Genomic DNA, 26,383 nt, shown 5'->3' with positions numbered 1-26,383 from the left:
TTAATATATAAACCAAACGTATGAGCAATATAAAAATTACTTGTGTTATTGTAGACGATGAGCCCATGGCGCTTAATTTAGTGGAAAGCTATGTTAAAAAAACACCATTTTTAGAGCTAAAACAAAAATGTAGCAGTGCTATTGAAGCAATGGAGTTTATAAAGGAACAGCCTGTAGATTTATTGTTTTTAGATATACAAATGCCAGATTTAACAGGTATAGAGTTTTCTAAAATGCTTCCAAAAGAGACGCGTGTGGTTTTTACAACCGCTTTTGATCAATATGCTTTGGAAGGCTTTAAAGTTGAAGCCTTAGACTATTTATTGAAGCCTTTTGATTATGCCGAGTTTTTAGCAGCAGCAAATAAAGCAAATCATTGGTTTGCATTATTAAAAGGAAAACAACAACCTGTTATTTCCGAAGTAAAAGAATTTCTTTTTGTAAAATCGGAATACAAGCAACTACGTATAAAGCTCTCTGATGTTTTATATTTCGAGGGTTTGAAAGATTACATTAAAATTTGGTTAAAGGATAATCCGAAACCTATTTTAACTTTAATGAGCTTAAAATCTTTACAAGAAGAATTACCAGAAACTCAGTTTTTACGTGTGCATCGCTCTTTTATTGTGTCTTTAAAAAATATTGAAGTTATTGAGCGTAGTCAAATTATTATCAATAACCAACGTATTACTGTTTCTGAGCAGTATAAACCTGCTTTTCTAGAATTTGTAAATAGTAATTCACTATAATTTATAGGGTTAATTTCACCTTTATATTTCCAAATAATCATCCATGAAACTATTCCGTAAATTAAGAAGAAACCTAATAGCCTTCGGTAAGTTTAAGTCTTATTTGGTTTATTCTATTGGCGAAATTATACTTATTGTAATTGGTATTTCAATTGCTTGGAAAATAAATGATCTTAACGATATTAGAAAGAATAATATTGTAGAACAGAAAATCTACCAGAACTTAAACGAAGAATTAAATACCAACTTACACTTACTAAAGGGGTTAATAGATGAGTATCCTAAAACGATAGTTTATTTAGAAAACACTTTAAAATATGTTGGCAAAGCTCCAAATGAAATCACTCAAGGCGCTAAAGACACCATAATTAATATACAGCACAAAGATGTTAGTTTGCTAGACAACTCTGTAAATTCTATTGTAAATACTACTAAATTTGAGATTATTGAAAGTGATGACCTCAAAGATTTAATAGCTGTATACCCAAGTAAAATAAACGGTTTTAAGGAGCAAGACGACAAAATTAAAGCGATAATTAGCGATAGGTTAAAACCTGTTTTAGAAAAACATATTTCGTTGGTAGATATGCTTCCTAAAGAAAACATAAAGTATCAGCATATTAAAGAATTTGGAAGTAAATCTAATTATAGTATTTTACTGAATAATAAGGAATACCAAAACAGTATTATAGACCGTTTATTACAAACGCAGATACAGCTCAACAATGCTAAAATGCTACGTGGTAAGACTAAAATATTAATCACCAAGTTAAAAGAGGAATTGGATTAATTTCTTCAAAAGTCTATCATTTCTATGTTCTGATCAATTGATTAGGAACATATTTTTTCATCATTATTTTTTCATCTCTAACAAACAGATAATCAGTTTTTTTTAATATACTAGTCTCTTTGTTGGGGATTGTCTTTGTTAGAACGATAATACTTTTAATGGATTTTACCTACATTTACTTCTCTCAAAACAAATAATAAACCTATGAAAATTAAAAAAATGACTTTATCCTCCCTTAATTGCACTTTTTCTAATATTAACTTTCATGTCTTGTGATAATAGGTACTATTGAATACATTTACGAGTAATAAACACAACTAATAACTTAAATATATCAAAAATGAAAAAACTTATTTTATTCATAATACTTGGAGGCTTAATCATGTCTTGCTCATCTGATGATAATAATGAAACAAAAAGTTTAGATGAACAAATTCTTGAGGATTCTTGGAATTTTCAAAGACATGGGGAAACATGTTCTGGCGATTTTGAATTAGGAGAAGGTCCAGCGTTTGAATTTATATTTTTAGCAGATCAAACTATAGAATTTACAGACCCTGGTTACTTAACAAGTTCTTATTATGAGTTGAATGGTAATACATTAATTATTGAAACCATATACACATTGCCTTCTGGTAGCAAACGTAAATTTACGGGCAATTACCTTTATTCTGAAACCGATGACAATTTCACAGGTACAAATACATTTATTGCTTACGATGATGATGAAAATGATACGGAATGGACTTGTGAAGGAACAGCTAGTGTCTTTAGATAAGAATAAAGAAAACGAAATTAGGAGTTAAAACTATTTCGTCTAAAAATCTACTTGTTTAAAAGATAAAATTGCTGTGTTGGTATATTCCTTTTCTCAAAAATAGCGCGTAGCACTACATTTGTTCAAAATAAATTAAAACCTATTATGAAAAAAGTAATACTATCGCTAGCTGTTGTTGTAAGTTTAACAAGTTGTAACAGTGTAAAAAATATGGATACATCTAGCATTGCTAGTGCAGCAACTTTATTAAGTTCTTTAAGCTCTAACTCTACAGTACAACAAATATCTAGCTTGTTTACCTTATTGGATGCAAATAAAGATGAAGCCATTAGCTCTACAGAAGCAATCGGCTCTGTTTCAGATAACTTTAGCGCATTAGATGTCGATAACGATTCTAGTTTAGACCTATCGGAATTAACAGGATTATTAGCGCTTTTAAAATAAAACGCACATCATAAAATTATCTATTTTGCTTTTGCAATTTAGAATAGTAAACCTTTCATAATTATTGATATTATTCAATTTTTATGAGAGGTTTTTGCTTTTATATTGTTAAGTATGAAAGAATGTATAAGCGTAAAATTTAGATAATTCAGAAATAAAACACAATCAAGTGATTTTACTTACAAATAGTTTTAAATCTATAACTATCTTTAAAGCGGAAAGACACAAAACAGATCATGGCACAAGAATTAGATAAAAAATCAGAATTCACACCTTTTGAAAACATAGGCCTTTGCTTTAGTGGTGGCGGTTATCGTGCGACTTTTTTTGCTTTAGGTGTTTTATCTTATCTCGATCATGTTTCTTATAAAAATAATTCTCTATTAAAATCGGTTAAAGCGCTGAGCACAGTAAGTGGAGGCACACTTACAGGAGTTGGCTATGCCAAGGCGGTACAAATGCCTAATTATAATTTTAAAGCCTTTTTTAAGCAGTTTTACAATACGTTTACACCAGAAAACGATGTATTATTAGAAAATGCCATTGCGAAGCTAGAAAATGATACAATTTGGAAAGCTAATCCTTATAAAAACAGATCGTTAATAAATGCTTTTGCTTTAACGTACTCAGAAATGCCTGTTTTTGAAGGCGCATTTGGTAAGTTTGAAAAAAGCAAAATAAAACAGCTAGAACAAGTTTGTTTCAATGCTACCGATTTTTCATTTGGTTTAACTTATCGGTTTCAAAATCGCGGATATTTTGGAAATAACCCGCTTTATAGAAACAATCAAAAAGAAATTAACGCTTTACGAAATGATGTTGAATTAGGAGATGTTATCGCCTCGTCATCATGCTTTCCTGTTGGGTTTGAACCGTTAGTGTTCCCTGACGATTATTTTAAAAATCATGACAGTTCTTCATATAAAAATTTAAAAGGTCTAGACACTTTTATTGATGGTGTAGGCATTATGGATGGAGGTATAGCGGATAATCAAGGGGTTGGTAGCATGATGCTTATTAACGATAGGATGAAAGGCAAACTAGACTTAATTATCGTGAACGATGTAGGTAGTTATAAAATGAAACCTTGGAAACAAGATGCTACTAAAATTGAAAAGAAATCGACCGCCAAACGAGTTATAAATAAGGTGTTGCAATATTTTTCGATTAAACCCATTTATTGGTCTATTCTATTGGTTGGTTTAGCAATTTTACTTTTAAATAATATGAAGGTTTTTGGGCCAGCAGATTATGTGGGTTGGTATATTTTAGGAAGTGCACTTTTTGGTATGGGTTTGCTCTTAACTGTTTTTGGCCTTGTAGCATGGTCAGTTAAAATAGCAGTACTCTCTAGATTGAAACATCTCTTTAATAAAAATATCCCCGAAGCTTTACTAGATGATATTTTAACGTTTGAAAAATTGGACATTAGCTTAATACAAGTAATGCTTTCTAATCGTGTAACTTCTGCTATGACTATGATAAACGATGTGTTTTTAAAACAAATGCGTCGCGTTAACTACGATTTATTCTATTCTAAAAACGAATTAAAAAACAAACGTATTACAGCAACGGTTTATAAATTGAGTGGTAAAAAATCGCCATACATGAAAACGCCTGCTTATAATAAAGGCATAAAAGCACCAAGTAAAAACTTAGAAAGTGTTTGCCTAACAGCTTCTGAAACGCCAACTACATTATGGTGGGATAAAAAAGATATTGTAAAAAACAGAATGCAAACGTTAATTGCTTGCGGTCAATTTACTGTATGCTACGAACTCATGGAATATATTTTAGAACTGAAAGCAGATCCTGATAGCAACATAGCCGACTTTACTGAAATAGATAAGTTGTATGATGCTTTGAAAGCCGACTGGGTATCATTTAATAAAAAACCACTTTGGTTAGTGGAGGAGTTGTGTGATTAAAGCATCAATAAAACTACTCTAAATTATTTAAAACTCGTAATAAATTCGATTTACTGATAAACAATTGATATTCCACATCGATAGCTTTTAGTTGGCTTTCAATGAGTTTAACTTCTCTGTAATTTACTAAAAATAGAGAACCTTCACCTAAACTAAATTTACGTTCTTCACTTTTAACAAACGCCTTGTAATCTACTACAATATCTTGCAATAAATCGTATTGTGTGTTATACGAATCTATTTCTTGTATGGTGGCATTCACCTTATTTTTTAAGCTCACTTTCGTTGCAGAAATATCAAAACCTATATCCTGAAGTTTCAATTTAGCGAGTCTTAAATCGGCACGTTCTTTTCTTAAAAACAAAGGGAAACTAATGTTTAATCCGCTTTTATAATTGGCCGTATTAAAGCTATTTACATTCTCATAATCACTCGATAGAAAGTTATATTGCAAATCTATTTTTGGTAATAAGTTGTTTGTTTTTAAACGCTTATCTACGGTTAAGATTTCTTGTTTTATCTGAAGACTTTGCAGTTTTGGATGATTAGCAATTAATTCATCAGTACTATTTAACACAGAACTATTCAGTACTACATCAATTTTATCAATGGTAGTGGTATCAGGAGAAATGCCTTCTTCTAACTCTAAGGGAATATTGTTTTCTAACCATAAATAATTAGAAAGTTCTAAAGCCGATTTTATATATCCAATTTTAGCTTTTTCATAATCAAGTTTTCTACTTTTAAAATTAATATTAGCCTCTAGGGTATCAATAGCGGGTTTGTCTCCTGCAAAAAAGCTGCTTTTCACATTCTTTAATCGTGTATCTGCATTTACCAAATAATCGCTGTAAACCAATTTAGCTTGGTAGTTTTTCAGCCAATTAAAATAGGTGGAAATAGCATTGTATAAAATGTCGTTAATAACAAGTTTTTGTTCCGCTTGAGCGTATTTTAAATACAATTTAGACTGTTTTAAAGTCGCCATACGTTCATTGGTTAATAAGCCTTTTGCTAACGAAACAGAAACACCTGCGCTATACAAGCCATCATCTGGCGTGTTGTATTCCGGATTTAAGTAACTGCCATCATTATTTTCATAATTAGCTTTAAGCTCTACGCCATACCACGTTGGAATTTTAAAAGTGCTATTTAGCTTATCATAATAAGTCGTCGATTTAAACTTTTTACGATTATAATCAACTTCTAATTTTGGATCGAAAGCACCTCTAGATTTCAATAGTTTAGCCTCACTTTCCGTAGTGATTAATTGAGCTTGCTTCACTATGGGGTGATATTTTTTTACATACCCTAAATATTCTTCTAATGATAATACAGTATCGTTTTCTTGCGAAAAACCTACGGAAGACATTAAAAACAGTACAATAATTACAAGTTTATGCATTCGGTTTACTTTTTATCTTTAGAATATTCAGTTTTACTATCCGGCTTATAGAAATCAGGAGGGAAGCTATTTATTTGTCTCCATAGTTCAAACCAAATTGGCACATCATTAAGTAGTGCTATACTTTTTGCTCCAGAACCTACACGAATGGCTTCTGGCCAAGCCACATCATCAGCATCTGGTTTTAGTAACACACGGTATTTACCATTGGTACTAATATAGTTTTCGATAGCTACAATTTTAGCGCCATAAGTACCATAAGATACATTTGGCCATCCGCTAAAAATAATAGCAGGCCAACCATCAAACTGCACACGAACATTTTCACCCGTATGGATTAAAGGTAAATCTATTGGACGCACGTACATTTCAACAGCTAAATCGTAATCTGCCGGCATAATACTCACCAGTTGCTCACCTTCTTTAAAAGTTTCACCAATACCAGATTTAATAGCTTTATTTATGTAACCATCTTGTGGTGCTGTAACAAATAGTAAACTGGTACGCTTAGTATAATTTGCTAAACTGGTTTCTAATTTAGAAACCTCGGCTTCGGTATCATAACCGCTAGATTGTGCAGTATACAAACCACTTTGAGCTTTAGCTAACTTATCGCCATACGTTGCACTTATAGTCGAGATTGCAATTTGCGCATTAATCAATTCATTTTTAGTGCTTAAATACTTATTTTGTTGCGATATAAGTTTAGCATCTGCTTCTTGAAGTTTTGCACGTTTTTCTTCCACATCTTTAACCGCTTTCAAGCCTTCTTCTTGTAAAGAAATAGTACGTTCATATTGAATTTTAGCTATATCGGCTTTAATTTTTGTCGCCTCGAAATCCATACTATCTGTGGTGACTTTTAAACGAGATTGCAATAATTTATTTTTGGCAGATTCTAGCTTTAATCGACGTTCTTGCTGCAAAGCAGAAATTTGATTACCTAAAGCAACTACCTTGTTTTTATAGGCTTCAACAGAAGATGATTTTACACTAAGCTGATCACCTGTTCGTTCTGCTAAACGTGAATCGAAATAATCACTTTTTACTTCAGAAATACGAATAATAGTATCTCCTTTTTTTACAAAATCGCCTTCTTGTACAAACCATTCCTCAACACGCCCTGGTATTTGAGACTGAATAGATTGTGGACGCTGGTTAGGTTTTAAAGTGGTTACCAAACCGGTACTCGATATATTTTGAGTCCATGGTAAAAAGACAATCACTACAATTAGTATTGAAAATACCATTAGAAACTTTTTAAATCGTTTATGGTATTGTACCGTAAAAATTTCTTTTCCAGATTTAAAGCTTTTAATGTCTATATATTCTGAAACTTTATTGTTTGTTATATTTAACATAGCTTACTGTTTATTGATGATAACTCCATTTTTAAGCACAATATGCTTATTACATTTTTCTTCCCAAAAGCCGTTGTTACTAACCACAACTAAACTCCATGGGCATTTAGGGTTCGCTAGTAAATCGATAAGTATTTTAGCTTCGTCTTTATCGAAATGATCCAGCGGATTCTCAAGAATTAAGAGTTTTGGCTGTTTAACTAATGCTCTGGCAAGTATTATTTTTTTAGAGATTGTGTAGGCCATTTGCTTGCCTTCTGGTTTTAAAATGGTATTTAACCCTTTGGTTTGCTGTTGTAAAAAGGTTGTTAACTTTAAACGCTCTAAAACTTCATAAATAGTTTCATCGCTAATATCTTTATTTCCAAAAGTGATGTTTTCTCTTAGTGTGCCTTCAAATGGAGATTCTTCCGATAATGATAATCCTAAATTAGATCGGTATTCATTTTTAATCAAACTCTGTAATGATAGATTATTTACATAAACATACCCAGAAGATGGAGAAATTAGTCCCGCAATAAGCTGTAATAAACTAGATTTTCCAGAACCACTTTCTCCTTTAATTAAAATTTTATCTTTAGGTGCTATAGTGAAAGATACATCGCTTAAAATTGGTTTATAGCGGTTTTCAACTTGATAAGATACATTTTGAAACTCAATGGTTAAATCGGCATCTTTTTTAACAGCTTCGCCTTTTTGAGCCTCTAAAGACATATCTACTACTTGGCCTAGTTTTTCAATAGAGGTTAAAACATCGTAAAAAGACTCTAAACCTTTGATTAGTTTTTCAACTGAATTAATAATTAAGATGATAATAATTTCTGCGGCAACAAATTGCCCAATGTTCATACGTTGGTCTAAAACTAAGAAGCCACCAATTAATAATAAACCCAGTGTAACTAATACTTTAAAGCCTATTAATTGTATAAATTGAAGCACCAAAACCTTAAAATGTTTTTCTCTAGAGTCTAAATAACCAGCTACTAAATCGTCACTTTTATCAATAGCCAAACTTGTTTTTCCTGAAAGCTTAAAACTAATAACGGTTCTAGAAATTTCTTGTAACCAGTGAGCCACTTTGTACTTGGCTTTAGATTCTTTTAAACTCGTCTCCAAACCGCGCCTAGCAGTATATTTAAAAACAACGTAGATAAGTACTAATAATAGTAAACCAAAAATTATAAAAAACGGATGGTAAAACGAAAGTAAAAGTAAGGCGAATATAATTTGTAATAACGCCGAAGGAATATCTACTAAAATTTTCGATAATCCTTTTTGAATGGTTAGTGTATCAAAAAATCGGTTTGCCAATTCCGGAAGGTAATATTGACGTAATTCCCTCATTTTAATCTTCGGAAAACGATAGCTTAATTCTATAGATGCACGTGTAAAAATACGTTGCTGTATAGTTTCAATAATACGCATTTGCATGAGTTTAAGCACGCCAGAAAAAGCTACACCAGCTGTAACTAGCATAACTAATACTACCCAAGAAGTTGAAATTTGGGCACCTTGAAGTAAGTTAATAATAGCTTGAATTCCTAACGGAAGCGATAAAGCTACCAAACCATCGAATACGGCATAATATGCAATTTGGTAAATATCTTTACGCTCTAATCGTAGTAAACCTATAAAGCGTTTCCAGGGTGATAAAGTAGTGTTATCCATTTATTAATAATGTTTTTAGGGCTAAATCTGTGAAAAAATCTGTTGGTTGCTTATCACCATCGTAGTTAGAAATTGATTTAAAATGTTTTTTTATAAAATGTTGCTTTAAAGAACCAACTATAATAGTAGAAGCTAGGCTTAACGGATATTCGTAGGTTGGGCTACAAGTAATAATCATGTCTGATAAACGATGTACAACGCGTTTAAAAGGAAGAAAAAGTCCTTCTTCATTTTCAGTATCGACATCCTTGGTTAGGTACGATTTTGAGTTTTCTTCAATTACTATTTTATTAAGTAATACTTCGTTAATATGCGTGTATTTATCATCTTGTTCGGTTGTTTTGGTAACAATCTCGATGGCTTTTTTTAATTTGTCTTCAATATTAGTCATACTGTAAGTTTCCAAAACTAATTGATATTCCAACCAACTCCAATACCAAGACGTTAAATATAATAGTACTTTATGTTTACTTTCAAAATAACGATATATCGAACTTTCGTTAGAACCTATTTGTTTTCCGAGCTTTTTAAAATTGAAATCTTCAAAGCCAATATCTTCAATAAGAATAATGCTATTTTCGATAATTTTTTTTCCTAAAGTAGAAGATTCAGGATCCTTTAGATAGATACCTTGAGGTAACTCAATTTTAAATTTCAACAGTAAATCTTTCATAATTAAAACTTATTTACGCAAATATAATAGTATTACTATCATTTTTACAAATTCTAAATACTAATGACACCATAGAGATTTACTATTTAAGCATGGATAATACCGTATTAAATGAGCAAAATCAATACTTAACAGCCTTTTCAACTAAAACACATCTAATGTTAACTTAATGTTAAGTTTCACAAAGTTTTCATAAAACGAGTATTTAAGCACAAGTTAAAACAGAAAAGATAATCTAAAATAACATATAACAATCAATAATAAAAATCTTACGCTCATGAAAACAAACAAAATAGTATTAAAAAGTTTTATCCTTTTTTGCATGATTATTTTATCCTTTACGGCATGTAATTCCGATGACAGTAACACAACAGATTCGGAAACAGCCGAAGAAGGTGACGATTTAGTTTTAGACGTCGATTCATCACTATTTTTAACAAACACATCGGCCGTAACAGTCACCACGGTACCTTGTACTTTATCAGATGGCACGAGTACCAATTGTTACGAAATAGTAGCGACTAGTGCACCATCTGATCATGAAATGGGACCATGGTGTCCGGGTAACATTTCCGATGATGCTTCTGCAGGAGGTATTTGGTTAGAAAGTGGCGAAGTGTATGATGTAGATGGCGATTTTATAAAAAACATGGCTGATTTCTATAATGATACCACATGGCACATGTACGATGAAAACGGTGATATTTACACAACCGAAACCGAAGATGATTGCGCAAATGCCGCAAACCCAAATGTAGGTGAAGAATATGAGAATTTTTGTGTAGAGTGTTTACCTTCTTACGTTACCGATATTACGCAAACGTACTTAATACCAATTACACCTATAAAACAAACCACACCTGTTAATTTTAGCGGCGGTTTTGGTCCTGTCGCATCAGGTCCATCTCAAAGAGGTGTTGCTTTTAATGGCGTTGTTTTTGATGCTCCAGCACCAACCGATGCTATTTTAGGAGCTTATACTTTAGCGCCTTTTGATGATGCTGGCGGACACATTAATCTGGCTGCAGGATATCATTATCACGCGGCAACTGGTGTTAGTACTCAAATAGCACAAGAAGATACGCACGCCTCTATGATTGGTTATGCCTTAGATGGCCATGGTATATATGCCGAGCTAGATGCCGACGGAAACGAACCTACAGGTTTAGATGCTTGTAGAGGCCATAGTGATGAAACTAGAGGTTACCATTACCATGTAGATGCTGCAGGAAACAACAATTTTATAGATTGTTTGTACGGCGCTTACGCTATTTAAAACTAATAATTAATACGTGCTGTTCTATAAATGGCACGTATTTAAATCGCTTTCGCGGAAATTAATATTACAACACTTATTTATTATGAAAAAACTAGCCTTAATTATACTTTTCTTGAGCTCGTCTATTTTAATGCAAGCCCATCAGCCCGATATATCGACCACTATGTTGGTAGAACAAGACAACAAAACTTGGGTGCTACAAGTTAGCGGATCGTTAACAGCATTTCAAACGGAAGTCCGTAAACAATTTGCCAATATGCCTTATAAAATGCCCGAAGAGTTTCAAGAGATGGTTTTGGAACACATGAAAAACAACATAAATATTACTATTAATAACCAGAATGCTGAAGTAAAATTAACACATGGTGTTGTAAAACTAGGTCACGAAACTAAAGTCGTTTTCCAAGTAATGGGCGTTCCAGATGATATAAAACAAATAGAAGTGAGCAATACTGCTTTTAGCGATATTAACCGAAGCCAAAGCGCTTTATTATTATTAAAATCTGGATTTAATAAAGAGCATTTTGTTTTAAATAAATCGAATAATTTTTCTATAAAGTTGAAAACAGAAGGAAACACCTTTGTAAAACAAATCGATAATCAAGCTTCTTTTTTATCAACTAAAATATTACTAGGCCTATTTTTGACTGCCTTAATTGTGTTTCTTATTCAGAAAATAAAAAGCAAAAAACATATTCCTGTGCCTGTGCAAGATGCAGTGCTCAGTATTGTAAGAGATTAAGTTCTTTGCATGAAGGTTTAGGATGAAATTTATTGTTATATTTAACTGCAGTTATGATATGGTTAGCAACATTTGAAAAAAAGTTTATATAAAATTTACAATTCCGAAAAACGAACATAATTCTGAACTAGATGGAGTTTTTAAACGAAATATAAAAAAATGATTATCAGTATTTTAAGTTCAATTATTCCTAAAGGAAATCTAGATTTTGAAACCAAATTGATTGAATTCAAAACTTAATAGCTTGGATAAGATGATAGAATTAAATATTTAAAAGAACAAAGTTGATTATAGTGGTCCAAATCGAGAAAATGTAATCTATTTTACGGACAAATCTAACGAACATAAAATTACATAATTAACTAAAAAAACAAATACATGTAAAATAGTTGATGATGGAATTGAACAATCATTAAGTTTCTACGAAACTAAATTATTAAATGAATAACAAAGATTTTTTTTCTAATGAGCTAATAATCGAAAATGATTTTCTTGTTTTACGACCACTAAATAAATCAGATATAAGTAAAATTAGAACAATTAGTTTTACTCAAGAATTGGGAGAATTTGGTGCCAGAGTTAAAAATGACAATGATTTATTAGAATATTTCAACTATTGCTTATCTGCAAAATTAAACAGAGAGTTATACCCTTTTATTATATTAAAAAAAGATGACGAAAAACCAGTTGGTATAACAATGTTTGGTAATATTGATTTTCATAATAGAAGATTAGAAATTGGATGGACCTGGATTGCTGAGAAATTGCAAGGAACTGGAATAAATAAGATTTGTAAAAAGCTCCTTTTAGATTATTGTTTTAACAAATTATTGTTTAGAAGAATTGAATTTAGAATTGATGTAAAAAACATTAAATCGCAAAAGGCAGTAGAAAAACTTGGAGCAATAAAGGAAGGCCTGCTTAGAAATTATAATATTCAATCTTACGGGGAGAGTGAAGGAACTTATGTTTACAGCATTTTGAAAGAAGAATGGACGTAAATACCTAACTATTTTTATAATTAAGCACCAATGCTTTGGACTACCTAGTAGTTGTCTATAAATTAAAAACGTATTTATTAGAATCTAAAAATAATTCCTATTTTAGATTCTAATAAAACCGCAACCTTTCATATACAAAAACAACATGACAGTTACAGATTTCACATTACGCCTTGCCGTGGCTGCTTTAGCAGGTTTAGCGATTGGTTTCGAAAGACAATTACGTCAAAAAACAGCTGGATTAAAAACCAATATGTTAGTCGCTTCTGGAGCGGCTATATTTGTTTTACTATCATACATGATTAAAAATGAAGACGCAACCGTAGATGTTACCCGAATAATTGCACAGATTATTACAGGTGTCGGTTTTTTAGGTGCAGGAGTAATATTTAGAGAAGGCGCCAATGTACATGGTTTAGGTTCTGCCGCTACAATTTGGTGTAGTGCTGCTATTGGCTGTATTGCCGCCACAGGTTTTTATAAGGAAACGGCGATTTGCACAACATTAATTCTCTTTATTAATTTAACCATAGAACCATTAGATAAATGGTTAAAAGGTAGACGATAAAAAAGAAAACGGATAAACACTGATGGCGCAAAAAGGAACTACAATTGATAAAAAAATAGGACTCGTACTTTCTGGCGGTGGGGCAAGAGCATACGCACACATTGGAGTGCTACACGCTTTAAACGAACACGGAATTTTCCCAACACATGTATCTGGTTCTAGTGCCGGTGCTATGGTTGGTGCTTTGTATTGTAATGGCTACACGCCTTTAAAAATATTAGAATTAGCTAAAAGTCACGAGTTTTTACAAATTTTCAAAATAGGATTAGTCAATAAGGAGTTAACGGAAATGACACGTTTAAAATCTTTTCTAAATCAATATTTAACCGATGATTTTAGTAGCTTAAAAACACCTTTATCCATTTGTGCGTCTAATATAAATGTAGGAGCTTACGAAATTCGCTCGTCTGGAAAGTTAATAGAGTTTATTGCCGCATCTTGTGCCATTCCGTTATTATTTAAGCCCATAAAAATTAATAATCAGCTCTATGTAGATGGCGGATTACTAAATAATTTACCTATCGAACCCTTATTTGAAACTTCAGAAAAAATAATAGGAGTAAGTGTTAACGAACATGAGCATAAGGATCAAATTAAAGGCACCTTACAAATTACACAGCGCTGTTTGCAATTAGCCATTTGGAGCACTATGCAAGAGCGTATAGAGAAATGTGATGTTTCAATATGTATTGATAAACATTTAAATTATAGCATGTTTTCTATCAGTAAATCGCAAGAATTGTTCGATATTGGCTACAAAGAAACTATAAAAAAAATAGATAGTATTTTAAAGGCTATAAGCTGAATTTTAGATACGTTTATTCATTATTTGTACTACTCCATGAACCCCTTCCAAATAGCACTAGTCTGTATTTTATTCGTGATTTGATCTTTACTAAGCTCTTTTATATTTGGCACCTTAACATTAAAAGGCGCAGAAGTTAAAGTAATTTCATCAGCCTGATTATCTATAACATTAGTTTCAAGTTGCGTTAAAAACTTTACGACGCGTTCTTTGCCTAATGCGTTTGCGACATCCATCATCATGGTGTTTATTTCAGCTTCATAATTATCACAATTAACTAAAGCACCAAGCATATTAATTAAACCAAACTCGCTAGTTGCAAAACCATTATAAGCATAAGCTTCAGTAAATAATAAATCTTCTCTATCAGTTTCAATCTCTTTTTCGTTATCTGATACAAAAGCAAAACCTTCCACAGATTTCACATATTGTATGGCTCCAAGGGCCATAGGATATTCCTTATTGGCCATTATAATATCTAGCTTGTAATGCAAAGCAAAATGACGAATATTTTCTACAGCTTTCTTTTGTTTTTCATCTAAAGTTTCAATACTTGCTTTAATAGAAAAAGCTTCGTTTACAATGTACTCTAACTCTTTAATAGCCTCATTAAACGTATCATTTTCAAGATGCGTAATAAGGCTGATTGCTGTAGTTTGGTAAGTGTCATCTTTAGAAAAAGCCTCGGTATTACCAATAATTAATACGGCTTTTATAAAATCATTTATAGCATTGGCATGATGAAATATATTATCATCAATTTTAAAATTAGCTAATTTCTTAATTGGTTTAATGGTTTTAGGAGATGGGGCAGAGGCTGTTTTTTTTAAAACGGCATTTTTCTTTAAACTTTTGTAAAAATCAGAACTTAAAATAGTGGCTCGGCAAGAACTAGGAGATTCTACAAAGGGTGAAAACTGGATTGTTTTTCCGTTAAAATTATACTTCAAATTATATCCTTCACCTTTCTGTATGGTTTTAAGCATAGCTTCTAATTTTGGTAAAAACACGGCAGCATCAATAAGAGCTTCATATTCTTTTAAAGTATTGGTTACATGGTCGCCATAACTTTGCTGGTTCATTAGGTTATGTAAAAGGTGAAGCACGGCCATATCGTAATTTTTGAGCTCAAAATAAGCTTCCGATACATCGAACTCCATTCTTAAAAAATCTTTATTTATAGTCGTTCCGCTAGTTCCTTTAGGCGCATGTGTAAACATCGCTTTATCGTAAAAAGCAATAGCCTGTTTGTAGTTTTCTGATGTAAAATAAATATCTGCCAGAGCATGTGTAGCTACGTGATGCATATTGGCCATCTCTTTGGTGAAGTGAAATGGTGAATAATATTTCTTGATGGTTGCTTCGCTTAATTCGAGCTCATCGGCTATATATTTTAAAGTGGTTTCGTAGTTTTTAATGTTATAGCGATCAAATGTTTTAGGTAGCTTTTCTGCTAGTTCTAAAAAAGTGGTATTATTTGCGTATTCTTCGGTAGTTGCTAAAAATTTAATGTTTTCTCGCATCATATCAATGGCATGATTATGATACATACTAGGTTCTTCCGATTGGCTCCATGATACGTAACTATATAGAAAACAAAACAATAATATACTCTTAATACCTTTTAGGTTTAAATTTGATGCAGAAAACAAACTCATTTGTATGATTTTTTTTCAAAACTATAAATAATCTTCAAAGAAACCCGTTTTTTATCTTTTAAATAATCTCAGGAAACGCTCAATAAATCACTTAAAATATTAACAAATCATTTCAGTAAATCTAGACTAAGGTATCGCTATCTTTGCACGAATTATTTTTTATATCAACCCTATTGCGATATATCACTTTTATATATGCCAGAAGAAGATAAACAAGGCCAAACGGCTAACCATAAGATTGTTTCTCCAGAAGAAATAGACCAATGCATTGCTATTTTAGAGCAATTAAATGCAGATACTAACCAAATGTTCGAGCTTCCAGAAGCACAGCGTAATGCGCTGTTTAAAGCTTCGGGATTGTTATCTCGTCCAAATCGCGATGAGTTTCAACGCCGTAGAAAAGATGCTAAAAAAGCGGCAAAACGTAAAATGATTGCCAAAGATAAGCACGCACGTAAATCTACAGGTATTCGTTCGGCAAGAGAATCGGCTTTATTTGTAGCGCCTAAGTTATTAGCTGCAGCAGCTATTTCAGAAGATACTCCAGAGTTAGAATCGCCTAGAAACTGCTACGTTTGTAAAACGGTATTTACCAAATTGCATCACTTTTACGATACTATGTGTACGGAATGTGGTGATTTAAACTATGCCAAACGTTTTCAAACCACCGATTTAAAAGATCAAGTAGCTGTAATTACAGGTTCGCGTTTAAAAATTGGCTATCATATTACATTAATGTTATTGCGCTCTGGTGCAACGGTTGTAGCTACCACACGTTTTCCGGCAGATTCTGCTATTCGCTTTTCTAAAGAAGACGACTATAAACAATGGAGCGACCGTTTACATATACATGGCTTAGATTTACGCCACATACCAAGTGTTGAAATTTTCTGTAACTATATAGAGCAGAAATACGATCGCTTAGATATTTTAATAAATAACGCCGCACAAACAGTGCGTCGTCCGTCTGGGTTTTATTTCCATTTAATGGAAAACGAAAAACTACCCGTAGACCAGTTACCAAAATTAGCACAAACCTTATTAAACGATCACGTAAGCTGTTTGCAAGAACTTACAGATTTAAGTGTAAACACGGCTAAAACGAGTAAAAATAATGTGTTGCCAGTAACATGGCACGGTCCAGAACCAGGTATTGGTTTGCGTAATTCGGCCGAACTTTCTCAAATACCTTACAGTTTTGATAACTCGTTACAAACCTCAGAGGTATTTCCAGAAGGAAAATTAGATGCCGATTTACAACAAGTAGACTTACGTAAAACCAACAGCTGGCGTTTAAAATTAGGCGAAATAGAAACTACCGAAATGGTGGAAGTACAGCTTGTAAATGCCGTAGCGCCTTTTGTGTTGTGTAACCGTTTATCAAATTTAATGATGAAGGAAAACACAGGTAAAAAACACATAATAAATGTTTCGGCCATGGAAGGGAAGTTCCATAGGTTTAAAAAACAAGATAGACATCCGCATACAAACATGGCAAAAGCAGCCTTAAATATGCTAACACATACCTCGGCAGCTACCTTTGCAAAGTCGGGAATTTACATGAATGCAGTCGATACTGGGTGGGTAACCGACGAAGATCCGGCCGAATTATCGAAGAAAAAGGTAGAAGTTCACGATTTTCAACCACCGCTCGATATTGTTGATGGCGCCGCGAGGGTAATGGATCCGCTTATTGACGGCATTAATACCGGAAAACATTGGTCGGGTAAATTTTTAAAAGATTATTTTCCTATAGATTGGTAGTCCTTATCTATAAATTGGCACTATCTTTGCGTTTAAGTAAGTAATTATAAATACTATATTATTATGAGTAAAGGAACAGTAAAATTTTTCAACGACACTAAAGGATTCGGATTTATCACAGAAGAAGGTGTAGACAAAGATCATTTTGTACACATTTCAGGTTTAGTAGACGAGATTCGTGAAGGCGATGTTGTTGAATTTGATTTACAAGAAGGAAACAAAGGATTAAATGCAGTTAACGTAAAAGTTATCTAAATATATACTTAAAGTTTTTAAAAAGGCCCATCAATTTATTTTGATGGGCTTTTTTTGTTTAAAATTTTGAAAGCTTATAGAGAACATTAAATTATCAATTAAAATAATCTCAAATCTCCATCAATAAAACAGCAAATAATCTGTACTTTTCGGAAAAATTAGAAGAACGATGTGCAAAGAAAAATTTATGCAGGAAGCTGTAAATGCAGCTTTAAAAGGAATGAACAACAATGAAGGCGGCCCATTTGGCTGCGTAGTTGTTAAAGACGGAAAAATAGTTGGTCGCGGTAATAACAAAGTAACATCTACCAACGACCCTACAGCACATGCCGAAGTTACGGCCATTAGAGATGCATGTAAAAACTTAGATTCTTTTCAACTAGATGGTTGCGAAATATATACCTCTTGCGAGCCTTGCCCTATGTGTTTAGGCGCTATTTATTGGGCTAGACCAGATAAGGTTTACTACGGAAGTAATCAGGTAGACGCGGCTAATATCGGTTTTGACGATGAGTTTATCTACAAGGAAATTCCGTTACCGTACGAAAAAAGAAGTATCCCGTTCGAACAATTAGCTCGTGAAATTGCTTTAGAGCCATTTAATGAATGGACTAAAAAAATGGATAAAACAGAGTATTAGTTAGGTTTGTTGGAACTACAATTCCGTTGAACAATTAATTTAAGTATTTCTAATGATAAATTTAGAAGATCAATTAAAAAATCCAGTTTGGCATTCATTAAAAGAAACGCATAAAAGATTTGCTGTGGTTTCCGATGGTGTACAATTTTATCACCATGAGGTTTGTCCGTTTGGAGCTTTTTTCGATGAAACAAAGACGGCAGAAGCTTCAAGTGAATATGTGAAAAAATCAGATTCATTCTTCTTTGTTTCAGAAAACCAAACACCTATAATAGACGAAAAAAACGTGGTCTTAGATAGAAAAATCAACGGCTGTCAAATGGTATTAAATCAACTATCAGACGTTGAAATAACAGAAGATATTGTATTGCTTGACGATAGCTATATTGAAGAAATTTACAATCTAGTTTGGTTAGTTATGCCTGGTTATTATAAAAAGCGAACCTTTGAAATGGGTAATTATTACGGTATCATTAAAGATGGTAAATTAGTAGCAATAGCTGGTCAGCGCATGCAAACCGATCTTTTTATAGAAGTTAGTGCTGTGGTTACACACCCCAATTATACAAGAAAAGGATTAGCAAAACAACTTATAGCGCACAACACAAAAGAAATTTTGAAAGTAAATAAGCAACCTATTTTACACACAAATAAAGGTAACTTAGCGATTCCGCTTTATCAAAAATTAGGATTTGAGTTAACTCGTGATATGAACTGGTGGTTGTTTCATAAGAAATAAGTTGAAACGATTGTTTGAAAATAATAGCTTGAATACAATTTGAAAAATGGATATTAAAATGGAGAACAAGGAAATAATAGAGAAGTTTTACACATCATTTTCTAATGGAAATTTTGAAGGCATGCTAGAATGTTATCACAAAGATGTTGTATTCCAAGATGCTGTATTCGGAAGGTTAGAAGGTAAAAGCGCTTTTAAAATGTGGGAAATGTTGCTTTCACAAAAGAAAGGAGATACTAAAATCAGCTTTAACAATATAGAAGCTAATGCTGAAACCGGAAAAGCAAATTGGGTTGCAGAATATTTTTACGGAGAGAAAAAAAGAAAAGTTATTAATAAAGTTAGTGCTGCCTTTAAATTTAAAGACGGTAAAATTATAGAACATTTTGATACTTTTGATTTATGGAAGTGGACCAAACAAGCCATGGGAGCTCCGGGATATTTATTAGGTTGGACGCCTTATATGAAAACCAAAATTCAACAAACCACTAACAAAAGGTTAGCTGCGTTTATGAACAAATAATATGAGACTCTTAATAATTGTACTACTAATTTCTAACTCTGTTTTTGCACAATATTGGGGCGGACAAGAGATTTCTGAATCTGATTTAATGCCTTGGGTTCCTAAATTTGAAATGGAGTATCAAGGCACATATCATTTTGGTGAAAGCGAAATGGAATCGAATTTAAATTTATTTTTTTCTGGAGGCTTCATAATTGGCCAAGTAGAAAATGGCTCTTGGGTAGATGATACAAACCAATGGAAAAGTAACTACATCAATCTCACAAATATTAAAATTGATAAAACAGGCAAGTTTTCTAGCGATCAGCATACTGGGCAATTTGTTCATTATAAAACTGAAAACGGAGCGCTTTATAAAAGTTTAAAAATTGATAATCCTTGGTCTAGTTGGATTGAAGATAGTAAGTTTGAAATAGGAACAAAATCCGAATTAATTTTAAAAGATTCCTATTACGGGAAATACATAGAAGCTTCATATAAAAAATTACAACCTGCTGAATTACATGCTATGCATCCTGACGACTTGCAGATTATGAGAAATGAAATATATGCACGTTATGGCTATATTTTTATTAAGAACGGGAAAATGGATCTTTACTTTAGAAATCAAGATTGGTACAGACCAGAACACAAAAATGTAAATGATTTTTTAAGCGATTTAGAACGTTATAATATTGGTTTAATTAGAAGCATCGAGTAATAACGAATGCCTCAATAATTTCAATCTTCACAAAGACTTTCTAAAGCATAGAATAAGCGATTCTTGGCATTATCTTGCGATCCAAAAATAGAACGAAACAGTTCGCCTTTTTCCGAAATAAGCAACCATTGTGGTGTGCCTTCAGATTTGAATTGATCGTAAACCTGATGATGCTTATCTATATAAATAGGAAATGGATTTTCACCACTTGTAAATATACTTTTAATAGACGCTTTTGTGCCTTCTCTATTTACAAAATCGGCATGTATACCAGCAACCTGAATCGATGGGTATTTCTGTTGAAACTTATAAGCCAAAGGTATAGCACGACCCGTGCAACCCAAACAATCATTGTTATAAATAATGATTAGTAAAACCTTGTTTTTATACAGCTCCATTAGGTCTGTGGCCACACCATCTAGGTCTAAAACATGTATGCTTTCTATTTCTATATTCATCTTTAAACTCTAGATTAAGGTTTCACAAATTTAGGAATTTCTTAGGATAAGTTTTTTATTTAAAGAAGTACTTTTGTTTAATAGAATTTTCCTCAAAGAACACCTACTTCAATAGATTATTAGCACATGAAAACACAACATACAAAGTATTCCATTTTAGATCTTGCATTGGTTTCTCAAGGGCATACACTTAAACAAACATACAACGACGCTTTAAGTTTAGCGCAACATGCCGAAACCTTTGGATATACTCGCTATTGGTTGGCAGAACACCATAACGCACACAATATTGGTAGTAGTGCCACATCGGTTTTAATAGGCTATGTCGCTCAAGGTACCAACACGATTAAAGTGGGTTCTGGAGGTGTAATGTTACCAAACCATTCTCCTTTAATTATAGCTGAACAATTTGGAACCTTGGGATCTTTATACCCAAACCGTATTGACTTAGGTTTAGGTAGAGCACCTGGAACCGATAGAGAGACCGCGCAAGCCATTCGTTCGGATTTTATGGATGCCGCACATGCTTTCCCACACGAATTAGACAAAATACAGACTTATTTCTCCAAAGAAAATGCGACGTCTAAAGTGAGAGCCACAGTTGCCGAAGGGGTAGAAGTGCCTATTTATATTTTGGGTTCTAGCACAGATAGCGCACATTTGGCTGCTAAAAACGGATTGCCTTATGCTTTTGCGAGTCATTTTGCAACTACACATTTATGGAATGCCATAGACATTTATCGTAAGGAGTTTAAACCTTCTATAGATTTAGAAAAACCTTACGTTATGGCGGGTGTCAATATTATAATTGCAGATACCGATGAAGAAGCACAACGCTTATTCACATCATTAATTCGTATGATTGTCGGGATCTTTACCGGAAAACGAGACTTTGTACAACCACCAACAGATATGACGCCAGATTTAGAGGAGATTATTAAAAATCCGCAGGTTCATCAAATGTTGAAGTATTCTTTTGTAGGAAGTAAAGCTACTGTAAAAGCTCAAGTTAAAACCTTTATGGAACAAACTCAAGCAGATGAAATTATTGCTGTTACTAATATTTATGATGTGCAAGATAGAATACGATCTTATGAGTTGTTTTCTGAAATTATGAAGGAATTGAATTAAAACTGAAAATTAATGTGTTTTCAACTTTTGGAATAAGCACGTTATAAAGCAAAATAGGAGCGAAGCGTCTTTTAATTAAAATATGAATCTATGTTTTAGATCACATTTTCGTTAAAAGACGCTTTTTGCATATTAAATCTATATATTTTATTCTTCTTTTTATCTAAAATATATAATCTTAAAGATAAGTATTACATTGCGTACTATTATTTGTAGCACTTAATACATCCAACCCCTATGGAATATACTCTTTCAGTTATAATTATACTTTTATTAATCTTTCAGAATACTAAATATAGTAGAGAAAGAGAACGGTTAAAGGGAGATATAAATGATTTAAGGGATAAATTAAGCGGAATTCAAAAGCTATTATCAAGAGAGCGTTTTGAGCATTCGACTCAAGAAGAACCTATTCATGATAATGCTTTTGAGCAATATGCTAAAGAAGAATATGTTGAGGAGGATGTTCCTGAAACTGTTATTCCACCAATTGAAACGCCTGTAGAATTCCCTGAAGTTGTTGAAAATGCAACGGAAGAAGAATACTCACCAACTTATGCCAGTGTTACTAAATTGAACACGAAAGATGTTGATATTATAAAGAATATTTTAGCTACTGCAAAAGTGTCTCAAGACTCTGAAACGTTACATAGATTAAGAAATAAAATGGTTGATGTCCTTGACATCAATGAGGTTAAGGAAGCTAGTGATTTTGAGTTTATTAATACGTTGTTAAATGATTACAAGTTTTACAACAACGAAATTATAGATCATGAAGCCGTTGAAACTTTTGAAAATGCCGACACTGAAACCACTTTCGAAAATCAAGATACTACTTATGTGGCATCTGCCGCTCCTATTCAAAAGGAAGAAAACGAGCCTGCTCTGCCACTTTGGGATCGTTTTAAACAGAAAAATCCAGATTTAGAAAAGTTTATTGGCGAAAACTTAATTAATAAAATTGGTATTTTAATTCTAGTTTTAGGTATTAGTTATTTTGTAAAATTCGCCATAGATAAAGATTGGATTAACGAACCTGCTCGTGTTGGTATTGGTATTCTTGCTGGTAGTTTAGTGCTCTTTATTGCACATAAATTACGCAAAAAGTACGCACCATTTAGTTCTGTGCTTGTTGCAGGTGCCATTGCTATTTTCTACTTCACTATTGGCATTGCGTTCCATGAATATAAATTGTTTGGACAAGAAGTTGCGTTTGCTATTATGGTTGTGATAACCGCTTTTAGTTGTCTCATTTCATTATCATACAATAGAATGGAATTGGCTGTATTATCACTTATTGGCGGTTTTGCCGTCCCGTTCATGATTAGTACAGGTAGCGGAAATTATGTTGTATTGTTTACTTATATCGCTATTTTAGATATTGGTATATTAACATTGGCCTATTTTAAAAAATGGAACCTTTTACACATTCTAGCCTTCATATTTACCATATTACTATTTGCTGGTTGGGTCACTAAAGATTCACTGAGCTTAGAGCCACATTATTTTGGTGGTTTAGTTTTTGGTTTCATTTTCTACTTAATATTCTTAATAATGACGACTATAAACAACCTACGAAATAAAGGTAGTTTTAGTGGTATTCAATTGGGGATGTTAGCAAGTAACAACTTTGTGTTTTACGGTATTGGTATGTTTATTTTATCTCAATACAAACCAGAGTTAAGAGGATTATTTACAGCCTTTTTAGCTATAATGAACATGGGCTATTCGCTATTATTATTCAAAAAATTCGGTTTAGACAAAAAAGGAATTTATCTATTAATAGGTTTAAGTTTAACCTTTATAACTTTAGCAATTCCTATTCAATTTTCAGGAAACAACATTACCATGTTCTGGGCAATTGAAGCGGTTATGTTAATGTGGTTGGCTCAAAAATCTCAAATTAAAAGTTACCGTTTTGCATCTGTTATAGTACAAGCATTAATGATAGGTAGTTTGGCAATGGACTGGGAAGTTTACACTAATGCAGAAGATTTTAGTATCGTGCTTAATCCTGTATTTATTGCTGGGCTTTTAGTGGTTTTATCCCTTGTTGCGGTGCACTTATTATTACGTAAAGAGACTGAGAAACTAGAAAAATTTGGTTTAGTTTTCAATCCGGTTATTTATAAAAAACTTACCCGAATTGTTGCCGTAGTTATGGCTTACTTTGTTGGAATGACGGAAGTGGTCTATCAAGCAGATCAGCACTATTTGTTTAACGCCTTATTATCAATATGTTTACAATATCACTTTTTATTTACAGCTGTATTATGCTTTGTTTTATACCGAAACAGAACAACTGTTAATGATAAAATAATTAATGTTTTAGCTATTTTTAATATAGTCATATTTACTTTTGGTATGGCAACATTACCAATGCAAGAAATTGAAGAATATATACTTTATGGCGATACTTACAGGATATCTTATAACATGCATTTTGTTGGTTTAGTTTTTATTATGTATTTCTGGTATTTGGTTTACAACAGTAATAAAACACAAAAAGTGTTTACCATTTTCAATGGAAAATTCACCATTTGGATTGCCGTATTTGCTTTAGTACTTTTAGCAAGTAACGAAGTGATTTTACAAGGACTTCACCTTATGGACTTTTCTGCAATGCAAGACCCACAAGTTAATAAATATGCTATATTTTCAACTGGCCAAAATAAAATAATAAAAACAGGACTTCCCGTATTATGGGGTGTTTTAGCGTTTGTATTATTACTTTGGGGTATTAAAAAACAATTAAAACCTTTACGAATTATTGCGCTAACACTTTTAGGACTTACCATTGTTAAGCTTTTTGCTTATGACATTAGTAACGTATCTGAAACCGGAAAAATTATCGCGTTTATACTATTAGGAATTCTTATTTTAATTATTTCATTCATATATCAAAAAATTAAAGTTTTGGTTATTGATGATGAGAAAACAACAGAAAATGAAAACATCGATTAAACTACTTTTTATGTTATGTGTCACTATGGCTTTTGGTCAAAAACACACCGTAGAAGGAGAAATAAAGCCTGTAACAGAAGCTGGATTGCACCACATTCCTGTGCCTTATAATTTTCGCACGCATGCTACAGCCAATTTACGTGATCTTAGAATTTTAGACGCTAAAGGGAATCAAGTGCCTTATTTTTTAAAATCGGTAACGGCTTTTAAAACAACTCAAGTTTCAGATTTTACAGAATTTGCAATGGTTTCAACATCACAAGAAACCGATAGTAGCTCTACGTATATATTTGAAAATCCAGATAAATCTATCAAACAAGCAGTATTTTTAATTGCAAATTATCAAGGTTCTAAAAGTTACAAACTAGAAGGAAGTAACAATAAAACAAAATGGTTTGGTATTGTTAATAATGGACAATTGGATAATTTAAGTCATCCTGAAGACACTCAAGTTTATAAGGTTATTAATTTTCCTTTAGGGGCTTATCGTTATTTAAAAGTGGTTTTCAATGATAAACATTCGTTACCAATAAACCTTTTAAAAATAGGAAAGGTGAGTGCTGAGAAAGAAACTATATCTCCAATAAAAATGGATGATATTCCTGTAAAAACAATTTCTTTTTCAGAAGAAAACAAAAAAACACAAGTGCATATTACGTTTGAAAGACCAGAAGTGATCCATCAAATGAAACTGAATATTACAGGGCCAGCACTTTATAGTCGTGATGCCACGTTGTATGCTTTAAGGTCTCGTGAAGAAAAACGCAACATCGAAACATATAGAAAAGTTATTAGCTCGTTTTCATTACGTTCAGATAAAGATCTTGTTTTCGATATTCCGCCAATGGTTGAAGGTGAATTATATTTAGAAATTGAAAATAAGGACAATCCTAAACTTCAAATTAGTAGCATTGAGTTTATGCAAAAACCTATGTATATGGTTGCTGCTTTAAAGCCTCAAACTACATATAAAGTTACAGCCGGAAACAAAGCACTTAATTTTCCAGATTATGATATTTCGGAAGTTGTAAATACCTTAAAAAAGACTTTACCGTTAGCAACTATAACATCAATAAAGACTATAGAGCCTGCTAAAGAAGCTGTAACACAAACGTCTTTTTGGCAACAACCTTGGTTTATGTGGTGCTGTATTGGTGTAGCAGGATTATTTATTGGCATCTATGCTTCTAACTTAATAAAAGATTTAAATAAGAAACAAGTATAATTAGAATCCGTTTCTTTTAAAAAAGTAAATTTGTGGAATGAAAATTCTATGGGTTTACTTTTTTTTTGCTCAATACTTTCAGAATAAGTTTAGAAATACAAATAGCAATATTCAATTATTCAAGCTAAACGCTTG

Annotated in this window: 25 protein-coding genes; 19 read left to right on the top strand and 6 right to left on the bottom strand. The window is 32.4% G+C overall.

The annotated features are described in order from the left end of the window. Window positions 1-20 precede the first annotated feature (20 nt). The 5 genes from V6246_RS03500 (at window position 21) to V6246_RS03480 (ending at window position 4,689) form a co-directional block, all read left to right on the top strand. Window positions 21-749 carry a LytR/AlgR family response regulator transcription factor gene (locus V6246_RS03500; RefSeq protein WP_341558976.1) on the top strand — a complete coding sequence of 243 codons (729 nt, stop codon included), beginning with the start codon at window positions 21-23 and terminating at the stop codon, window positions 747-749. A 43-nt stretch (window positions 750-792) separates the two neighbouring features. Further along, on the top strand, window positions 793-1,539 hold the full coding sequence (locus V6246_RS03495) for a hypothetical protein (RefSeq protein WP_341558975.1): 747 nt from the start codon (window positions 793-795) through the stop codon (window positions 1,537-1,539). 340 nt (window positions 1,540-1,879) lie between these two features. Continuing rightward, window positions 1,880-2,317, top strand: a complete 438-nt coding sequence (locus V6246_RS03490; protein ID WP_341558974.1) for a hypothetical protein — start codon at window positions 1,880-1,882, stop codon at window positions 2,315-2,317. 144 nt (window positions 2,318-2,461) lie between these two features. Continuing rightward, window positions 2,462-2,761 carry a hypothetical protein gene (locus V6246_RS03485; protein WP_341558973.1) on the top strand — a complete coding sequence of 100 codons (300 nt, stop codon included), beginning with the start codon at window positions 2,462-2,464 and terminating at the stop codon, window positions 2,759-2,761. Between the two features lie 236 nt (window positions 2,762-2,997). Then, on the top strand, window positions 2,998-4,689 hold the full coding sequence (locus tag V6246_RS03480) for a patatin-like phospholipase family protein (RefSeq protein WP_341558972.1): 1,692 nt from the start codon (window positions 2,998-3,000) through the stop codon (window positions 4,687-4,689). A gap of 13 nt (window positions 4,690-4,702) precedes the next feature. On the opposite strand, the gene V6246_RS03475 is transcribed toward V6246_RS03480, so the two are convergent. From V6246_RS03475 to V6246_RS03460, 4 genes are read right to left on the bottom strand one after another with little or no spacing between them, the layout of a single operon-like run. Further along, window positions 4,703-6,094, bottom strand: coding sequence for a TolC family protein (locus tag V6246_RS03475; protein ID WP_341558971.1), 1,392 nt, complete (start codon window positions 6,092-6,094; stop codon window positions 4,703-4,705). A gap of 5 nt (window positions 6,095-6,099) precedes the next feature. After that, window positions 6,100-7,455 (bottom strand): HlyD family secretion protein, encoded by a 1,356-nt coding sequence (locus tag V6246_RS03470; RefSeq protein ID WP_341558970.1) that lies wholly within the window; start codon window positions 7,453-7,455, stop codon window positions 6,100-6,102. A gap of 3 nt (window positions 7,456-7,458) precedes the next feature. After that, a complete protein-coding gene (locus V6246_RS03465) occupies window positions 7,459-9,123 on the bottom strand; it encodes a peptidase domain-containing ABC transporter (protein ID WP_159020388.1) in 1,665 nt (554 codons plus the stop codon). Next, window positions 9,116-9,796: a TetR/AcrR family transcriptional regulator gene (locus tag V6246_RS03460; RefSeq protein WP_341558969.1), complete on the bottom strand. Its 681-nt coding sequence runs from the start codon at window positions 9,794-9,796 to the stop codon at window positions 9,116-9,118. The genes V6246_RS03465 and V6246_RS03460 overlap by 8 nt, the downstream gene beginning before the upstream one ends. 277 nt (window positions 9,797-10,073) lie before the next feature. On the opposite strand from V6246_RS03460, the gene V6246_RS03455 reads away from it, so the two are divergent. The 5 genes from V6246_RS03455 to V6246_RS03435 all read left to right on the top strand — a co-directional run bounded on the left by V6246_RS03455 (window position 10,074) and on the right by V6246_RS03435 (window position 14,191). After that, window positions 10,074-11,072 carry a YHYH protein gene (locus tag V6246_RS03455; protein WP_341558968.1) on the top strand — a complete coding sequence of 333 codons (999 nt, stop codon included), beginning with the start codon at window positions 10,074-10,076 and terminating at the stop codon, window positions 11,070-11,072. A gap of 85 nt (window positions 11,073-11,157) precedes the next feature. After that, a complete protein-coding gene (locus V6246_RS03450) occupies window positions 11,158-11,817 on the top strand; it encodes a DUF6702 family protein (RefSeq protein ID WP_341558967.1) in 660 nt (219 codons plus the stop codon). Window positions 11,818-12,257: 440 nt separating this feature from the next. Beyond that, window positions 12,258-12,818 (top strand): GNAT family N-acetyltransferase, encoded by a 561-nt coding sequence (locus tag V6246_RS03445; protein WP_341558966.1) that lies wholly within the window; start codon window positions 12,258-12,260, stop codon window positions 12,816-12,818. Between the two features lie 145 nt (window positions 12,819-12,963). Then, a complete protein-coding gene (locus tag V6246_RS03440) occupies window positions 12,964-13,386 on the top strand; it encodes an MgtC/SapB family protein (RefSeq protein WP_341558965.1) in 423 nt (140 codons plus the stop codon). A 22-nt stretch (window positions 13,387-13,408) separates the two neighbouring features. After that, window positions 13,409-14,191, top strand: a complete 783-nt coding sequence (locus V6246_RS03435) for a patatin-like phospholipase family protein (RefSeq protein ID WP_341558964.1) — start codon at window positions 13,409-13,411, stop codon at window positions 14,189-14,191. Between the two features lie 29 nt (window positions 14,192-14,220). Here the strand turns inward: V6246_RS03435 and V6246_RS03430 are convergent, their stop codons facing one another. Continuing rightward, complete coding sequence (locus V6246_RS03430) at window positions 14,221-15,849, bottom strand: hypothetical protein (protein WP_341558963.1); 1,629 nt, start codon at window positions 15,847-15,849, stop codon at window positions 14,221-14,223. Window positions 15,850-16,044: 195 nt separating this feature from the next. On the opposite strand from V6246_RS03430, the gene V6246_RS03425 reads away from it, so the two are divergent. The 6 genes from V6246_RS03425 to V6246_RS03400 all read left to right on the top strand — a co-directional run bounded on the left by V6246_RS03425 (window position 16,045) and on the right by V6246_RS03400 (window position 20,470). Next, window positions 16,045-17,613, top strand: coding sequence for an SDR family oxidoreductase (locus V6246_RS03425; protein ID WP_341558962.1), 1,569 nt, complete (start codon window positions 16,045-16,047; stop codon window positions 17,611-17,613). A 63-nt stretch (window positions 17,614-17,676) separates the two neighbouring features. Further along, entirely contained in the window at window positions 17,677-17,868 is a 192-nt protein-coding gene (locus V6246_RS03420) for a cold-shock protein (RefSeq protein ID WP_159020372.1), read from the top strand. A gap of 169 nt (window positions 17,869-18,037) precedes the next feature. Further along, a complete protein-coding gene (locus tag V6246_RS03415) occupies window positions 18,038-18,508 on the top strand; it encodes a nucleoside deaminase (protein WP_042495148.1) in 471 nt (156 codons plus the stop codon). Between the two features lie 52 nt (window positions 18,509-18,560). Continuing rightward, entirely contained in the window at window positions 18,561-19,247 is a 687-nt protein-coding gene (locus V6246_RS03410) for a GNAT family N-acetyltransferase (protein ID WP_341558961.1), read from the top strand. A gap of 58 nt (window positions 19,248-19,305) precedes the next feature. Further along, window positions 19,306-19,770 carry a nuclear transport factor 2 family protein gene (locus V6246_RS03405; protein ID WP_341558960.1) on the top strand — a complete coding sequence of 155 codons (465 nt, stop codon included), beginning with the start codon at window positions 19,306-19,308 and terminating at the stop codon, window positions 19,768-19,770. Window position 19,771: 1 nt separating this feature from the next. Continuing rightward, window positions 19,772-20,470 (top strand): YARHG domain-containing protein, encoded by a 699-nt coding sequence (locus V6246_RS03400; protein ID WP_341558959.1) that lies wholly within the window; start codon window positions 19,772-19,774, stop codon window positions 20,468-20,470. Window positions 20,471-20,490: 20 nt separating this feature from the next. Here the strand turns inward: V6246_RS03400 and V6246_RS03395 are convergent, their stop codons facing one another. Continuing rightward, on the bottom strand, window positions 20,491-20,928 hold the full coding sequence (locus tag V6246_RS03395; RefSeq protein WP_341558958.1) for a TlpA family protein disulfide reductase: 438 nt from the start codon (window positions 20,926-20,928) through the stop codon (window positions 20,491-20,493). Between the two features lie 126 nt (window positions 20,929-21,054). Here V6246_RS03395 and V6246_RS03390 point away from each other — a divergent pair, with 126 nt between their 5' ends. From V6246_RS03390 to V6246_RS03380, 3 genes are all read left to right on the top strand, one after another. Next, entirely contained in the window at window positions 21,055-22,059 is a 1,005-nt protein-coding gene (locus V6246_RS03390) for an LLM class flavin-dependent oxidoreductase (RefSeq protein WP_341558957.1), read from the top strand. Window positions 22,060-22,296: 237 nt separating this feature from the next. Continuing rightward, a complete protein-coding gene (locus V6246_RS03385) occupies window positions 22,297-25,023 on the top strand; it encodes a DUF2339 domain-containing protein (RefSeq protein WP_341558956.1) in 2,727 nt (908 codons plus the stop codon). Then, the gene (locus tag V6246_RS03380; protein WP_341558955.1) at window positions 25,007-26,248 is read left to right on the top strand and encodes a hypothetical protein; all 1,242 of its coding nucleotides are present in this window, start codon (window positions 25,007-25,009) and stop codon (window positions 26,246-26,248) included. Before V6246_RS03385 ends, V6246_RS03380 begins: the two co-directional genes overlap by 17 nt. The last annotated feature ends 135 nt before the right edge of the window (window positions 26,249-26,383 follow it).

This window comes from Algibacter sp. TI.3.09, from assembly GCF_038154905.1.
GTDB lineage: Bacteria > Bacteroidota > Bacteroidia > Flavobacteriales > Flavobacteriaceae > Algibacter.
The sequence above is the reverse complement of the archived record's forward strand: the minus strand, read 5'-3'. Positions and strand labels throughout refer to the sequence as shown.

Excerpts from the sequence above, each read along its gene's own strand:
- V6246_RS03425 (WP_341558962.1), top strand. The coding sequence starts at position 16,045 with ATGCCAGAAGAAGATAAACAAGGCCAAACGGCTAACCATAAGATTGTT.
- V6246_RS03420 (WP_159020372.1), top strand. The coding sequence starts at position 17,677 with ATGAGTAAAGGAACAGTAAAATTTTTCAACGACACTAAAGGATTCGGA.
- V6246_RS03455 (WP_341558968.1), top strand. The coding sequence starts at position 10,074 with ATGAAAACAAACAAAATAGTATTAAAAAGTTTTATCCTTTTTTGCATG.
- V6246_RS03490 (WP_341558974.1), top strand. The coding sequence starts at position 1,880 with ATGAAAAAACTTATTTTATTCATAATACTTGGAGGCTTAATCATGTCT.
- V6246_RS03450 (WP_341558967.1), top strand. The coding sequence starts at position 11,158 with ATGAAAAAACTAGCCTTAATTATACTTTTCTTGAGCTCGTCTATTTTA.
- V6246_RS03390 (WP_341558957.1), top strand. The coding sequence starts at position 21,055 with ATGAAAACACAACATACAAAGTATTCCATTTTAGATCTTGCATTGGTT.
- V6246_RS03495 (WP_341558975.1), top strand. The coding sequence starts at position 793 with ATGAAACTATTCCGTAAATTAAGAAGAAACCTAATAGCCTTCGGTAAG.
- V6246_RS03485 (WP_341558973.1), top strand. The coding sequence starts at position 2,462 with ATGAAAAAAGTAATACTATCGCTAGCTGTTGTTGTAAGTTTAACAAGT.
- V6246_RS03385 (WP_341558956.1), top strand. The coding sequence starts at position 22,297 with ATGGAATATACTCTTTCAGTTATAATTATACTTTTATTAATCTTTCAG.
- V6246_RS03465 (WP_159020388.1), bottom strand. The coding sequence starts at position 9,123 with ATGGATAACACTACTTTATCACCCTGGAAACGCTTTATAGGTTTACTA.
- V6246_RS03410 (WP_341558961.1), top strand. The coding sequence starts at position 18,561 with ATGATAAATTTAGAAGATCAATTAAAAAATCCAGTTTGGCATTCATTA.
- V6246_RS03440 (WP_341558965.1), top strand. The coding sequence starts at position 12,964 with ATGACAGTTACAGATTTCACATTACGCCTTGCCGTGGCTGCTTTAGCA.
- V6246_RS03500 (WP_341558976.1), top strand. The coding sequence starts at position 21 with ATGAGCAATATAAAAATTACTTGTGTTATTGTAGACGATGAGCCCATG.
- V6246_RS03435 (WP_341558964.1), top strand. The coding sequence starts at position 13,409 with ATGGCGCAAAAAGGAACTACAATTGATAAAAAAATAGGACTCGTACTT.
- V6246_RS03480 (WP_341558972.1), top strand. The coding sequence starts at position 2,998 with ATGGCACAAGAATTAGATAAAAAATCAGAATTCACACCTTTTGAAAAC.
- V6246_RS03395 (WP_341558958.1), bottom strand. The coding sequence starts at position 20,928 with ATGAATATAGAAATAGAAAGCATACATGTTTTAGACCTAGATGGTGTG.
- V6246_RS03415 (WP_042495148.1), top strand. The coding sequence starts at position 18,038 with ATGTGCAAAGAAAAATTTATGCAGGAAGCTGTAAATGCAGCTTTAAAA.
- V6246_RS03405 (WP_341558960.1), top strand. The coding sequence starts at position 19,306 with ATGGAGAACAAGGAAATAATAGAGAAGTTTTACACATCATTTTCTAAT.
- V6246_RS03445 (WP_341558966.1), top strand. The coding sequence starts at position 12,258 with ATGAATAACAAAGATTTTTTTTCTAATGAGCTAATAATCGAAAATGAT.
- V6246_RS03460 (WP_341558969.1), bottom strand. The coding sequence starts at position 9,796 with ATGAAAGATTTACTGTTGAAATTTAAAATTGAGTTACCTCAAGGTATC.
- V6246_RS03430 (WP_341558963.1), bottom strand. The coding sequence starts at position 15,849 with ATGAGTTTGTTTTCTGCATCAAATTTAAACCTAAAAGGTATTAAGAGT.
- V6246_RS03400 (WP_341558959.1), top strand. The coding sequence starts at position 19,772 with ATGAGACTCTTAATAATTGTACTACTAATTTCTAACTCTGTTTTTGCA.
- V6246_RS03380 (WP_341558955.1), top strand. The coding sequence starts at position 25,007 with ATGAAAACATCGATTAAACTACTTTTTATGTTATGTGTCACTATGGCT.
- V6246_RS03475 (WP_341558971.1), bottom strand. The coding sequence starts at position 6,094 with ATGCATAAACTTGTAATTATTGTACTGTTTTTAATGTCTTCCGTAGGT.
- V6246_RS03470 (WP_341558970.1), bottom strand. The coding sequence starts at position 7,455 with ATGTTAAATATAACAAACAATAAAGTTTCAGAATATATAGACATTAAA.